At 43.2% G+C, this 12,801-nt stretch carries 11 protein-coding genes; 4 read left to right on the forward strand and 7 right to left on the reverse strand.

Annotated elements, in window-relative coordinates:
• The first annotated feature begins 6 nt into the window (after window positions 1-6).
• Both ACX9YW_RS12130 and ACX9YW_RS12135 read left to right on the forward strand, forming a co-directional pair.
• Window positions 7-582, forward strand: a complete 576-nt coding sequence (locus ACX9YW_RS12130; protein WP_460346659.1) for a response regulator transcription factor — start codon at window positions 7-9, stop codon at window positions 580-582.
• A gap of 81 nt (window positions 583-663) precedes the next feature.
• A complete protein-coding gene (locus ACX9YW_RS12135) occupies window positions 664-2,130 on the forward strand; it encodes a serine hydrolase domain-containing protein (protein ID WP_460346661.1) in 1,467 nt (488 codons plus the stop codon).
• A 742-nt stretch (window positions 2,131-2,872) separates the two neighbouring features.
• On the opposite strand, the gene crcB (ACX9YW_RS12140) is transcribed toward ACX9YW_RS12135, so the two are convergent.
• From crcB (ACX9YW_RS12140) to ACX9YW_RS12155, 4 genes are all read right to left on the reverse strand, one after another.
• Complete coding sequence (gene crcB, locus ACX9YW_RS12140; RefSeq protein ID WP_460346663.1) at window positions 2,873-3,229, reverse strand: fluoride efflux transporter CrcB; 357 nt, start codon at window positions 3,227-3,229, stop codon at window positions 2,873-2,875.
• Window positions 3,230-3,231: 2 nt separating this feature from the next.
• On the reverse strand, window positions 3,232-3,606 hold the full coding sequence (gene crcB, locus ACX9YW_RS12145; protein WP_460346664.1) for a fluoride efflux transporter CrcB: 375 nt from the start codon (window positions 3,604-3,606) through the stop codon (window positions 3,232-3,234).
• Window positions 3,607-3,717: 111 nt separating this feature from the next.
• Entirely contained in the window at window positions 3,718-4,098 is a 381-nt protein-coding gene (locus tag ACX9YW_RS12150; RefSeq protein ID WP_460346666.1) for a DUF2680 domain-containing protein, read from the reverse strand.
• A gap of 60 nt (window positions 4,099-4,158) precedes the next feature.
• Window positions 4,159-4,485 (reverse strand): PepSY domain-containing protein, encoded by a 327-nt coding sequence (locus ACX9YW_RS12155; RefSeq protein WP_460346668.1) that lies wholly within the window; start codon window positions 4,483-4,485, stop codon window positions 4,159-4,161.
• Between the two features lie 434 nt (window positions 4,486-4,919).
• Between ACX9YW_RS12155 and ACX9YW_RS12160 the strand changes: the two genes are divergently transcribed.
• Window positions 4,920-6,239, forward strand: a complete 1,320-nt coding sequence (locus tag ACX9YW_RS12160; protein WP_460346669.1) for a cation:proton antiporter — start codon at window positions 4,920-4,922, stop codon at window positions 6,237-6,239.
• Window positions 6,240-6,681: 442 nt separating this feature from the next.
• Window positions 6,682-7,092 (forward strand): YybH family protein, encoded by a 411-nt coding sequence (locus tag ACX9YW_RS12165; RefSeq protein ID WP_460346670.1) that lies wholly within the window; start codon window positions 6,682-6,684, stop codon window positions 7,090-7,092.
• Here ACX9YW_RS12165 and ACX9YW_RS12170 read toward each other — a convergent pair.
• The 3 genes from ACX9YW_RS12170 to ACX9YW_RS12180 form a co-directional block, all read right to left on the reverse strand.
• Window positions 7,089-8,315, reverse strand: coding sequence for an MFS transporter (locus tag ACX9YW_RS12170; RefSeq protein ID WP_460346671.1), 1,227 nt, complete (start codon window positions 8,313-8,315; stop codon window positions 7,089-7,091). The two genes, ACX9YW_RS12165 and ACX9YW_RS12170, sit on opposite strands and share 4 nt — an antisense overlap.
• Before the next feature lie 112 nt (window positions 8,316-8,427).
• Window positions 8,428-9,966 (reverse strand): right-handed parallel beta-helix repeat-containing protein, encoded by a 1,539-nt coding sequence (locus ACX9YW_RS12175; RefSeq protein ID WP_460346674.1) that lies wholly within the window; start codon window positions 9,964-9,966, stop codon window positions 8,428-8,430.
• A 173-nt stretch (window positions 9,967-10,139) separates the two neighbouring features.
• Window positions 10,140-12,590, reverse strand: a complete 2,451-nt coding sequence (locus tag ACX9YW_RS12180; protein ID WP_460346677.1) for a beta-glucosidase — start codon at window positions 12,588-12,590, stop codon at window positions 10,140-10,142.
• Between the last annotated feature and the right edge of the window lie 211 nt (window positions 12,591-12,801).

Genomic DNA, 12,801 nt, shown 5'->3' on the forward strand with positions numbered 1-12,801 from the left:
ATGCTGTTGGAAAAAATAAAAGTTATGCTGGTTGAGGATGATCCAAGGTGGCAAAAGGACTTAGCTTTTGACCTTGAAATGGAATCCGATATTCAATTAGTAAAGATTGTTTCCACAAAAGAAGAGGCTGTCGAAGCGGCGAAACATCTACCTCTTGACGTGATTCTCATGGATATCAATTTAACAGAAAATAATTTAGATGGAATTGAAGCAACTTTTGAAATCTCAATACTCGGGACTGGCAGTAAAATTATCATGTTAACGGCTTTAACCGATCTTGATACCATCGTGAAAGCCATTGAATGGGGTGCCGCTAACTATGTCAATAAATCTAGTATCAAAGATATCCTTAGTTGTATCCGCGATGCTTTCCATAACCAAGTTTCCTTACATCCTGATGCAACTGGAGCCATCCTACGAGAAATCCGGCTAAAATCGCTTACTCCCATGGAAAAAAACGTCTACAATTTAAAAGAAGACGGATATACACGTCCGCAAATAGCCGAATATTTTCATACGACATTAGATACGATTGGAACCCATATGAAAAACATTTCTAAAAAACTAAAACGGCGTAAGTAGGGAGGGGAGAAAAGTTCCCCCTCCTTTTTTTCTGCTTTCCTTACTAAACTAAAGAAAGAAAATATAAGTAAGGAGCAATCAATGATGAAAAAATTAGCGGTTCTTTTAGTTATCTGTTTTTGTAGTTTACTTTTACCATTGAATTCATGGACAGCGCAGGCACAAACAACTAGTGAAACGAAGAAGTTAAAGCAAATCGATGATTATATTTTAGCAGAGATGAAAGCAGCTCATATTCCGGGAATATCGCTTGGCATTGTAAAAGGAGAGCAAATAATTCATTTAAAAGGATACGGACACATCGATAATCACGGCGGGTCTGTCACGCCTCAAACCCCATTTATTTTAGGCTCAACAACCAAATCTTTTACAGCAATGGCGATCATGAAATTAGTCGAAGAAGGAAAGGTCGATTTAGATGCCCCTATCCAAACGTATCTTCCAGCGATCAAAATAACCGAAAAACACATTACGGTTCGAAATCTCTTAAACCAAACCAGTGGTATTTCGATTGCACCCAATCATAAGGATGACATATGGAAAATAAAGAAGGGAAATATCGGACGGGTTTTTGAGTACTCAAACGAAAACTACAACCTACTAGGCCAGATCATCACATCCGTGACAAATAGTCCTTACCCGGAGTTTATAACAAACCATATTTTTTCTCCACTTGAAATGGAGCATAGCTACACATCGCAAACTCTCGCTAAAGAAAATGGCCTAGCATCAGGCTATCGGACTTGGTTTGGATTGAATATCGCCAACGAATTGCCTTATAACAAAAACAATCTTCCTTCTGGCTTTCTGATCTCGAGTACAGAGGATATGTCACACTTTCTAATTGCTCAGATGAATCATGGGCAATACCTAAATCAAACGTTAATTTCAAATTCCAGTTTGGAAGAAATGCACCGACCGATCGTGAAAGCCCCGATGATGGGCGAGGACAGTTTTTATGGAATGGGATGGTTTAACATGCCGACAAATGGTATCCCAACCCTCAGACATTCAGGTGAAGTGCCTAATTATCATTCGACAATGATCATGATGCCTAATGAAAAATACGGGATTATTTTACTAGCCAATATCAATAACTCTATTTTAATATCTGGATTGATTGAGAGGATTGGGGATGGAGTTGTGGATATATTAGCAGGAAAGCAACCTGCGGCCATTTCTAGCACTACCTATTATCAAACGTACATGATAATGGATGGGATTTTTCTCATTATCATTGCTCTACTATTTTTTCATATAAAAAATATGAAAAAGTGGAATAAGCGGTTAGCGAAAGCAAAATTTATTACATTCATTTACCCATTATTGATTAATATTATTTTCCCTTTATGGATATTAACTCAATTACCGAAGCAATTTGGGTTTACTTGGCCATTTCTATTTGATTTTGTTCCAGATGTCACTAGTTTTGTATTTTCTGTTTCAGTCATTCTATTACTTATAGGCTGTTGTAAAATCTACTTGATGGCAGCAAGTTTCAAGCAAAAGCGAAAATATGGTTGGGTATCCCACTCCAACAACACCTAAAGTAAATCACCCATAAAACGCTCTTCATAGAAAATAAATCGCGAATAGCCCAATTTGTCCATGAAAAGACGTTTCATGGACAAATGGAGGCCGCGGATTGCACGAACTGTGAATGCAAAGGCGTTAGATGAAAGAAACGTGAGAACTGTCCCCATGTTTCACCCCACTACAATGAACAAAACGGCTAAACTTTCCTCGTATTAATTTCAGAACCTGATGTGGACACAGAATATTAAGTTATAAAAGAAGGGCATTTACCGTTACAATCTGTCCCAATTCAACATTAAGATAGAAAAAGGCGGTGAATATGGTAATGGGGATTCTTATTTTGATCATTGTTGCTTGTACCCTATTTTATTGGGTAAGATCCATTTATTTAAAAAAGGAAGAGCGCGGCATAGAAGAGCAATTTATCAGGTGGGGATTGGGTGTGGACTATTGCTGTTTTTATAGTAGGCCCTTTCATGTCACTAATCAATGCATCACCATTCGTGGAGTCCAAGAGGTTATTGACAATAAAGGTCCCATTTGTTATTCGGTGGTAAAAACGAGTTGGTGGGGGAGGAGAAAAGTCTATTCCCATTGTCTAATCCACGGTAATTATAAGGACTCCAAGGTTTTTCAAATAACTATGGAGGATATACCTAACGGGGAAAATTATCGAATTGAAGTTTTCAATAGATTTAAAATGTCTTATGGCCGGTTTCGAGTAAGCTAAGAAACAGATATCTCTTTGCAACAATTAGCTATCTGTGATGGAATATCCCAGGTAGGCAAAAAGGATTCCAAGGATGTAACTGCTAACAGCATAGAGGAAGAATTGGAATCTCCGCTCTTTCTTTCTTAACATAAAGAGTTCAAAGTTAAACGTTGAAAAGGTAGTGTATGCCCCCAAAAAACCTGTACCCACGATAACATGAACAGCGTCTGAGAGACCACCGCTTCCTAAAAGTAGCCCCATAAAAAAGGAACCTGTTAGGTTCACTAGAAAAGTCCCCAAAGGAAACAACTTATAACTTGAAAAATATTGATTAACAAAATATCTCGATATGGTGCCTAAAAATCCACCTAAACCTACAAGCCAAATTTGGTTACCCATTCTTACACTCCCCGCTTTTTATTCGTAAATAGTGAGTATCCAGTGTATGCAAAAAAATATCCGCCAATTGCGGAAGCCAATATATAAGTACATGCAGAGATGATAAATCCATCTTTTATCAATTGCGTCACATCCATACTGAACGTGGAAAAAGTAGTAAACGATCCGATAATTCCTGTACCAACACCGGTTACGAGCCATCTGGGTAACTCATAATCTTTTGCAATTCCCTGTAGGTAACCTAAAGTAAAACACCCTATCAAATTGATGCAAAGCGTTCCAGTTGGATAGGAGAATCCTTGATAATTGAACCAGATAAAGATGGAATATCGTAATAAAGCTCCGATAACTCCTCCTATACCTACGGCTAAATACATATACATAGGCCACCTCGCCTTTATCTATCTATTTTATATTTATGCGGGGTAACAAAAAAAAGAATCAGAACTGTACTCTGACTCTTCTCTATGCTTTCAATTACTATCGTCTTAATCGGGATCATTGTTATACCATTCTTCTTCCCATTCATCAGATTCATGCTCAGAACACCAGCGATAATTTCGTTTATAAAAGGTTTTAATATAGTTATTTAGCATGATATGTCTTATTTTTGTTTGCCAAGGGGTCAATGCTCCTGCCTGAGAGTACACGTGAATCAAATCACTATAATCTTTGAATATCCTAAGATAAATTTGCTCTAATTGCTTTTGTTGCTCAAGGGTCAAGTTCATCTTTTTTGTACAATCCATTTCTGGATCATTCAATTCTTTATCTGTAGATTCAGCTTCTACTTCCTTTGCTAGTACGTTACCCGATGCGGGAGCAACACACAAAAAAAGAAGACCGGAAATCATCAATACCTTTAACATTCTTTAAATAACCTCTTTAATATCAATTTTTATAACTTGAGTGTTTATAAAAAAATCTCTTTAGTCGTCGTATCGTTCATCTTCATCATCGTCATCGTCATCTCCATCGGTACCTTCCTTCTCCACCTCTAAAACTTTACCAGTAGATTTATCAATCTCCACTTCATACTGGCCGTCCTTTGCTTTGATGATGATCTCATATATCATCCTACCATCCTCTTCTTCCAATTGAGCACGGATAATTTCTCCTTTTACTTTTTCTAAAGCAATTTGTTTTGCCTTTTCCATACTGATCCCTTCAGAGTTGGTCCCATAAGCATTGACAGATAGCAAGTTAAAACAAAATAAAAAAGGAAACAAAATAAAAGTTGTCACTTTTTTCAACATTTTCACTCCTCTTGATTATTTTTGATTTCATTTGAGATTTTTTACAAGTATTCTATTTTTTATTCTCAATAGATTTTTTTAAAAGGTATCTTTAAAAAAGACAGACAGACATTTATTTTAAATTTTGGCTGTGTTAAAGAATAATGTTGTTTTTGCACCTGTTGATTGAAGCGGAAGGCACTCGACTCCTGCGGGATGAAGCGGCCAAAGGTGAGACCCCGCAGGAGCGAAGCGACGAGGAGGCTCACCGGACGCCCCGCGGAAAGCGAGTGCCTGTAGCGGAAATCAACAGTCAAATTAAACACAGCCTTTAATTTTTAATACCCAACGACAAATAGCCCTATTTTAAAATAATAAGTAGAATGCCTACTTCCCTTGGACTCCCTTCACATATCTTAAAAGGAGATAAGATAACAAAAGGGAGGATATAGAGAATGTTTAGTTTAACAGGTGCAGAAATCAGTCATTTTCTACTTGCTATGGGTTGCTTACTTGCTACTGCACATTTACTAGGATTTCTTGTGGAACGAATTTTTATTCCACGTGTTATAGGCGAGGTCATGGCAGGAATCCTTCTTGGACCAACTATTTTAGGCCACTTTTTCCCTGGTTCATTCCAATGGATGTTCCTAGGATTTGCTGGAGAGGATAAATTATTTGGCCTTCTTTATCAATTTGGTCTACTATTGCTGATGTTCTGTTCAGGTTTGAAATTTCAGACGCATTTTAATAAAGAAGATGCCAAAATTACATTAGCCCTGGTACTTGGCTCGACAATTCCTGCCTTTATTGTTGGATGGTTTGCAGCTGATTTATTTAACATCGCTCCATATATGGGTACAGCAAACAATCCATTAGCAATAAAAATAATAATAGCGATATCTATTGCTATTACATCAATTCCAGTCATATCTAAAATTTTTAATGACCTTGGTATTATGGAAACCCGTTTTGCCAAAATTGTAATAGCTTGTGCTGGAATACACGACATACTTTTATGGGTTGCTTTAGGCTTCGCAACTGCTATTGCAAGTGAAGGAAGTTATACTGCCGGAGTTGCTTTTAAAAGTATAGGTATATCATTTAGTTTTATCCTCGGAACATTATGCATTGGATATTTCCTATTTAAACGAATGACCATTGTGAAACAGAATCTTTTATTTAGGTCTTCTAACCTAGGATACTTCTTGTTTATTATGTTCATGCTTGCCTCACTTGCCGGGCGTCTTCACGTTGAAACGATTTTTGGAGCCCTCCTTGCCGGAATTGTAGCAAAATTGGCCTTACCTAAAGCAGTTTCAAAGCGTCTTGAACAGGCCGTATCCAATATTTCCTTCTCATGGTTTATTCCCATTTATTTTGCAATAGTTGGATTGCAGCTAGATTTGGTAAGACATTTTAGCCCCTTATTTTTCCTTGGCTACTTGTTATTTGCAACCCTAACACAGACTTTGGCAGTTTATATTACTTCAAGGATAATTAAACAAGATCGATTTACCAGCTTTAATTTAGGTCTGGCTATAAATGACCGAGGCGGACCTGGAATTGTGCTGTCATCAATAGCGTACACAACAGGAATTATCAATCAAGAATTTTTTGCAGTACTTGTTTTATTAGCACTCGTAACATCCTGGTTACCAGGGACTTGGCTGCGTATCGTTGTAAATAAAGGTTGGAGGCTCATGCCAGGAGATGAAAATGTAGTTCCAAAGTTAAAGAACGAAGATGACCAAATGACGTCATTAAAGGGGTAAGGTCTGAATAGTTAAACATAGTGAAACATCCCCAGTACCTGATTTTCGTTATAATACGGTTGGCCGCTCCCTACGAGACACATCGAAAACAACAAATGAAAAATACCAGCTTATTCTGAGAAAAGTCAGAACAAAAGTTGGTATTTTGTTTTCCCCGCTTCATGGTTTTGAAAAAAAAAATATTTTAATCATTTATCTTTTGTTATTTAAAAAGAATCTAGAGATGAAAATAAAACCTCCTTCACCCATTTACATAAGGGTTTACGAGTTATTCCTATGCTAAAGATTAATCATGATCATTCCTCCATATGAAAAGATATCCCAACCATCAATAATTGGCTGATTTTGGAGCGTGTCGCCTATCCTTAAAATAGATTTTGAATTTTCCCACTATTAGAGTATCATTAGAATAAAAATCTATTCATCTAAAGGAGAGGTAAATATGAGTGTTGAATTTCCAACCGTCCTCGACGTTCTTCAAAACTATAAAACAGCCGTGTACGAAAAAGATGTGGAAAAATTTCTATCCTCCTATCACTCTGAGATTCATATTTTTGATTGTTGGGATTGCTGGGAATACAACGGAATTTCTCAATGGAAAGAAATGGTGACGGACTGGTTTAATGGATTAAGGCAGGACGGTGTCTATCTTAATGTCGAGTTAGACAATTTAGTCGTGGAGGAAAACTCTAGTCTAGCTATTGTTTATGGAACCGTTAAGTATGCCGCTCATATTCAATCAGGTGAAAAACTGCGTCAAACCGCTAATCGATTTACATTCACATTGAAAAAAGAACAAGCATCCTGGAAAATTATCCACGAGCACTCATCGTTACCTACAAACTTAACTTAGGCTCGTGGGACCATTGAAACAAGGATATTCCCAATAAATCTCGATGTCATGAGCAACCCCGACGCAATCCCACTTTCCGAAACAGCAATAAAGGTATACAACAAATTTTGCAGTCCGATATTCTGTACCCCATTACTAATTCCCGTAACCGCAAGCACAATACCAATCCACACTAATGTAGAATGGTCCTTAACAGTAAAAAGTAAGGTAACCCCCACCAATCCAAGTAACACACTGGTCAATAACGGAATTCGAAATCCTTTCCGCTCAATCCATCTAGTTGCGATAGGTGTCATGATCATGGCAAAAATCGAAAGCGATAGCATGACGATTCCAGCCATTTGCGAGCTTGCACCTAACGTACTTTGGATAAATGTTGGGAAACTTAACAGTACGGCAAAAAATAGGACGGTTGATAAAATGTACTGCCCAAAAATAAGTGCTACATTCAAGTTTTTCCGAAAGAAATTCACATTGATAAATGGTTCATCCCTTCTCTTCTCGTATAGGTAAAAAATAACCGTTAGGATAAACGCAAGAATCAAAGTTCCGATTCTAACACCTTGCTCGAGTCCAAGTAAAAAGACCATCCAAGAAGTGATAAATAAACTAAATAATAAAATTCCAATTCCATCCAACTTATATGATTTTGCTGTATTCTTCTCATCTTTCGGGACAAACAAGATCGTTAATCCAATTCCGAGTGCTAATATCGGCAAGTTCACATAAAAAATAACCGGCCATCCTCCGAACTTAATGAGCATTCCACCTATCGTTGGTCCGAATGCAGCAGACGTTGTGGCAAAAACAGCTAATGTCCCAATTACACGGTTTTGATTGTGCTGAATGGTATGACGGATAATCCCAACTCCGGCTGGAAAGAGCGCGGAGGTACCAATGGCTTGGATACCACGCATCGCAAGTAACATAGGCATGTTCGGAGATAATGGTGCCAAAATGGATGATACCACTACCAGCATAAGACCACTTAAAAAGATCAATTTCCTCCCATAAATATCACTTAACTTTCCAATTAATGGAGTAAAAATCGCACTAATAATAAAATAAGAAGCAATTAACCATGAAATATTTGTTGAACTCAGTTGAAAATCCTTTTGAATGGCTGGTAATGCTACTGTAATCATCGTTGTATTTAATGGATTAAGGATAGTGCCCAGTGCCACAGCTAGTATAGTAAGCTTTTCATTTTTCCTCACAGTCATTCCAATGTCTCCTCTAGATCGCATATCCTTTCATTTTAGCACAATTAGTATCTTCAGCAGTGCAAAATGAAGACGCACGGGCTACTGCCCCTGCGTCCTAAAAAAACTGCATCTATTTATCATATAGTGCCCTGGTGGAGCTGGATTGCATGGCCGACCGGCTTACCTCGATTCCGTCGGCCACCCTCAACACCTCTCCATCGATGCCATCAACGATGTTTTCGACGAGGCTAATGTCTTCTCCGGCATCGATCCTAATCCCATTGGCGGTCTGTCGAATGACGTTGGATTCAATCTTGATGCCAGAAGGGATTCCTTTGCCCCGTCCGTGAGAACCGCGGTCTTCACTGAGCCGAATCGCCCAGAATCCGTCAGTCCCTCCAGTGATGTGGTTACCGCGCAATTCCGTGCCGGGCGCATTGCGGACCTCGATGCCTGCCTTCGAATCCTCCCCGGCGGTGATTCTGTTGTCCTCGATGAGAGTGTCAGGAGTTCCCAAGATAACGAGAACTCCCTGACGATTTCCAATCAGGTTATTAGAGTGCACCCAGTTTCTAGGACCTGAGGCGTCATGCTTGTTCTTGGACCCGCCGGAATTGCCCAGGGCGATGCCTGCCTGCTGCCCGCCGATGACCGTGTTGTCCCGGATTTCGTTCAGGTATTCACCCTCGCCGTGCAGGTCGATGGCATCGAGGAGGCTGTCAACGATGGTATTCTCCGCCACAAGATTATTGTGTGTAGGGAATTGCAGCAGAATAGCGTGCCGGAGATGCCTACCATCGAAAGTATTGCCGATGACGACGTTGTGCCGGGAATCATTAGCGGTATCCGGGTCATGCTGGTTCCTTGAGCCTTCGATAGCGATGCCGTAGCCCTGACCGCCGGGGCCAACGGCGGTTGCCTCACTAATGTAGTTTTTAGAAAGTGTCACTTCACGGCTGGCCTTGACGGAGATGCCGTGGCGCTCGAACCTACGGATGCCCAGGTTCTCCACCAAGACTCGGGAACTAGCCCGCCCTTCGTATGATCCGAGATAGACCCCGTACATGGGGCCGCCACCCGTGTCTCCCTCGTCGGTGTCGTTGCCGAGAGGACCCTTATGACGGGAAGTGATGGTGAAGTCAGCAACGATAACATCGTGGACACCGGAGCCGCGAATCACCCGGCTGTCATCCTCGCCGTCGAGGGAGGTTAATAGCACGGTTCTCTCCTGGCCCTCGCCGCGCAGGTCCACGCCACTGCGCAACACGATGTTCGCCGTCTTGTCGGCCGGGTCAGTGGAGCGCAGATCATAAGTACCGGCCGGGAGTACGACCTCATCACCCGGTTTGGCCATGTCTAGGGCTTTCCTGATGGCTGCCGCGTCATCGTGTGAGTCCGGATTGGGATCTGCTCCGAAATCAGTGACGTACAGTGACCTTCCCATGGCCTGATTCGGCTTCGCCACCACAATTGGCGAGCCGGACTGGTCCACCAGGCCAGGGACCTGCCATTCGCTGCGCCAGGATGGTACGGGTTCCGTGTCGTCATCGTTTTTGACCAGCACGTCGGATTCCCCGGCGGTGCATGAGGTCAAGAGGAGCACTAAGCCAAAGATCGCCCACCACCAATTCTTCGGACCTCGCTTGCTTTTCCAAATAGATCCCTTCATTAGACTTCACGCGTCCTTCCTTGTCTCTTTTCGCCCCTCTCGTGCCCATGTTAGGCGTCACGAAAAACAGTGAGCCCGCTGGACTGGACTCGATTCGCCGAACCCGCGGGCTCACCACCTTCTAGATGCTTGATTTCCCTAGCAGTCATCAACGTCATCCCACGACCAAGGGTCTATCGACGGGAGTTCCCCTTACCCTTACCTTTGTTTTCATTCTTACCCAATTTGAAGTTCAACGGGACATCTTTTTCCAACGGAGTGTCTGCCGAGGAACCGCCAACATGCACACGGTATTTTCCGTCAGCAGTTGCCCACTCGCCATCAGCCCAATTCTCGAGGTTGTCCGGTTCTTCCGGAATGAAGTAAGAGAACGGATGGTTAGAATCAGCATGGTTAATCCGTAGAGTCACCTGCTTGCTCTCACTAGGCTTAAGCTCAACCTTCTCGAAGTGGACAAGTCGCTTGGTTGGCTGCCCAGCTTTGTCCGGCAAGGACAGGTAGACCTGTGTCGCTTCTTTACCTGTAACGTCACCAGTGTTCGTGACAGTGAAGGTTACGTCAATACCGGACAACGAGCCGTTATTGCCGTTACCTTTACCGCGGACCTTCTTCACCTTGAGATCGTCATATTCGAAGGTCGTGTACGACAGGCCGTAACCGAATGGGAAGAGCGGCTTCACGTCGTTTGCCTCGTACCAGCGATAGCCCATCTCGAGGCCCTCGGAGTACTTGGCAATTAACTGATCAGAACCGTCACCGTACGGTCCAGGGCCACCTGGCTTGCCAGTGTCTTGACGGGTTCCAGGGTACTGCTCCTCGGTCGCATAGGCAGCCTCACGCTCGGTGGCACCGAATGTCACAGGCAGCTTACCGGAAGGATTGACCTTACCGTAGAGTAGGTTAGCGACGGCATTGCCATCCTCCATGCCTGGGAACCACGCTTGGAGTACGGCAGGGACATCATCCAGCCACGGCATGAGCACCGTACCGGAGGTCTTCAGGACCACAGCCGTCTTCTCTGCGTTGGCCTTTAGAACGGCGTCGATTAACGGCTCCTGCTCCACCCAGTCTTCTCGTTCGGGGTGCACGTTGAGATCGATAGCTGGGAAGCCAAGAGTATGACGGTCCGCAGTCTCATGTGGGTTATCGCCGACCATTAGCAATACAACGTCGGACTTAGCGGCTAGCTTAGCGGCAGCCTTAGGGTCACGACCATCGTTGTACGTCACTTCAGTGTCATAGCCCAACTCCTTGATTACATTCACTAGACCCTCCTGCGGGGTGACCGTATAAGGGGCTACAACATTCTCGTTGTTGTCCCGAACGGAGCGAGGGGACATTTTTGCCTCACCTACGAACCACTCGAGTCCAATTAGTGCGATTGACTTCGGCTTGCCGTCCAGTGGCAGGAAGCCGTTATCGTTCTTCAGCAGCACAGACCCTTCCTCGGCCATTTTCCGTACGCTGGCGCCGTTCGCCATCGGATCGACGATCTCCGGCAAGAACTTGTCATAAGGCTCATCCATGTGGCCGAATTCAATCATCTTGATGTACCTTGGACGAAGCAGATTGTCAATGTCGTCCTCGGTTACTTTACCCGAGTCGAGGGCATTCTGGATTTTCTCTTTGGTATAGTACTGCGGTGCCCAATCGAGCTCAACATTTGTGCCCGCCTTTATGGCAGCAACTGTGTCGTGAATGGCGCGACGGTCACTCATGACGTAACCATCGAAGCCCCATTTATCCCTTAGTGCATCTTGGAGAAGTTCAGAGCTGTCACAAGCATAAGTGCCGTTGACATCCGGGAAAGAGCACATCACGGAAGCCGGGTCAGCATCCTTGACGGTCATTTCGAAGGGTAGCATGTACAACTCATTCATGGCCTGTGAAGGAACCTGGACACCCATCGTCCAACGCTCGGTCTCCTGCTCGTTTCCAGCCAGATGCTTGAGCTGGGCCTGAACCCCTTGATCCTGAATACCCTTAACCTGCTCGGTTGCCAGGGTACCTGTCAGATACGGATCTTCGCTGAAGTACTCATAGTTCCGCCCATTATACGGGTGACGCACGAGGTTCATGCCCGGTCCAAGCAGCACGTGATGCGAGAAGGCACGGGTCTCCTCACCTAGGATCCGGCCGGCCTCATAGTTCAGCTCACGGTTGAAGGTTGCGGCCATGGACAGAGTGGACGGCAGGCCCGTCGCCTCTGGGTCATTGCCACACGATCCACCCTTCACGCCCGTACCTCCGTTAGTCATTCGGATAGTGGGAATGCCCAGTTCCTCAATCCCACGGATCTGCCGGCCGGTGTCTTGCCACTCACACCCGGGCAGGGTACCCTGTGGTGCGAATTCTCCGTTCATATATTTACTAGTACCACCTCTTTTGATGACGACCGTCTCACCAGTGTCATTCTCATTAAAGCGCGAGATGGCGATTTGCTGGATTTTCTGTTCCATTGTCATCTCATCGAGAAGTAGCTCGGTTCGCTCCTCTGCAGAGAGCTGGGTGTTCATCCAGGGTTTGGTCCCTTCTGTTTCACCCTTCTCCGCATAAGCAGGAATGACTAATGTAGACAGAAACATCGTAGCTGTCATAAAAATAGAATGAATTCGTTTTATCAATTTTATTCTCTCCTAACATCTATTTGTCTAGTAGTGTTTTTCACTCCCTTCCTCCGTAATAGTATCTTAGTATAGAGATAATCTATTACACTAGTATGTACCTCGAATTACAATACAGTAACAAAAACCACGAAAATAGTAATGCTTCCAAAGGCCTACACAGGAGCAAAAACACTGTGGTAGCAACGTTTTGCCAAGTTGATACCAAATA

Source organism: Pseudoneobacillus rhizolycopersici (assembly GCF_054786815.1).

What these genes read in the sequence shown, in the direction of transcription:
- ACX9YW_RS12135 (WP_460346661.1), top strand. Translation starts at nt 664, where the DNA reads ATGATGAAAAAATTAGCGGTTCTTTTAGTTATCTGTTTTTGTAGTTTA.
- crcB (WP_460346663.1), bottom strand. Translation starts at nt 3,229, where the DNA reads ATGGGTAACCAAATTTGGCTTGTAGGTTTAGGTGGATTTTTAGGCACC.
- crcB (WP_460346664.1), bottom strand. Translation starts at nt 3,606, where the DNA reads ATGTATTTAGCCGTAGGTATAGGAGGAGTTATCGGAGCTTTATTACGA.
- ACX9YW_RS12150 (WP_460346666.1), bottom strand. Translation starts at nt 4,098, where the DNA reads ATGTTAAAGGTATTGATGATTTCCGGTCTTCTTTTTTTGTGTGTTGCT.
- ACX9YW_RS12155 (WP_460346668.1), bottom strand. Translation starts at nt 4,485, where the DNA reads ATGTTGAAAAAAGTGACAACTTTTATTTTGTTTCCTTTTTTATTTTGT.
- ACX9YW_RS12160 (WP_460346669.1), top strand. Translation starts at nt 4,920, where the DNA reads ATGTTTAGTTTAACAGGTGCAGAAATCAGTCATTTTCTACTTGCTATG.
- ACX9YW_RS12165 (WP_460346670.1), top strand. Translation starts at nt 6,682, where the DNA reads ATGAGTGTTGAATTTCCAACCGTCCTCGACGTTCTTCAAAACTATAAA.
- ACX9YW_RS12170 (WP_460346671.1), bottom strand. Translation starts at nt 8,315, where the DNA reads ATGACTGTGAGGAAAAATGAAAAGCTTACTATACTAGCTGTGGCACTG.
- ACX9YW_RS12175 (WP_460346674.1), bottom strand. Translation starts at nt 9,966, where the DNA reads ATGAAGGGATCTATTTGGAAAAGCAAGCGAGGTCCGAAGAATTGGTGG.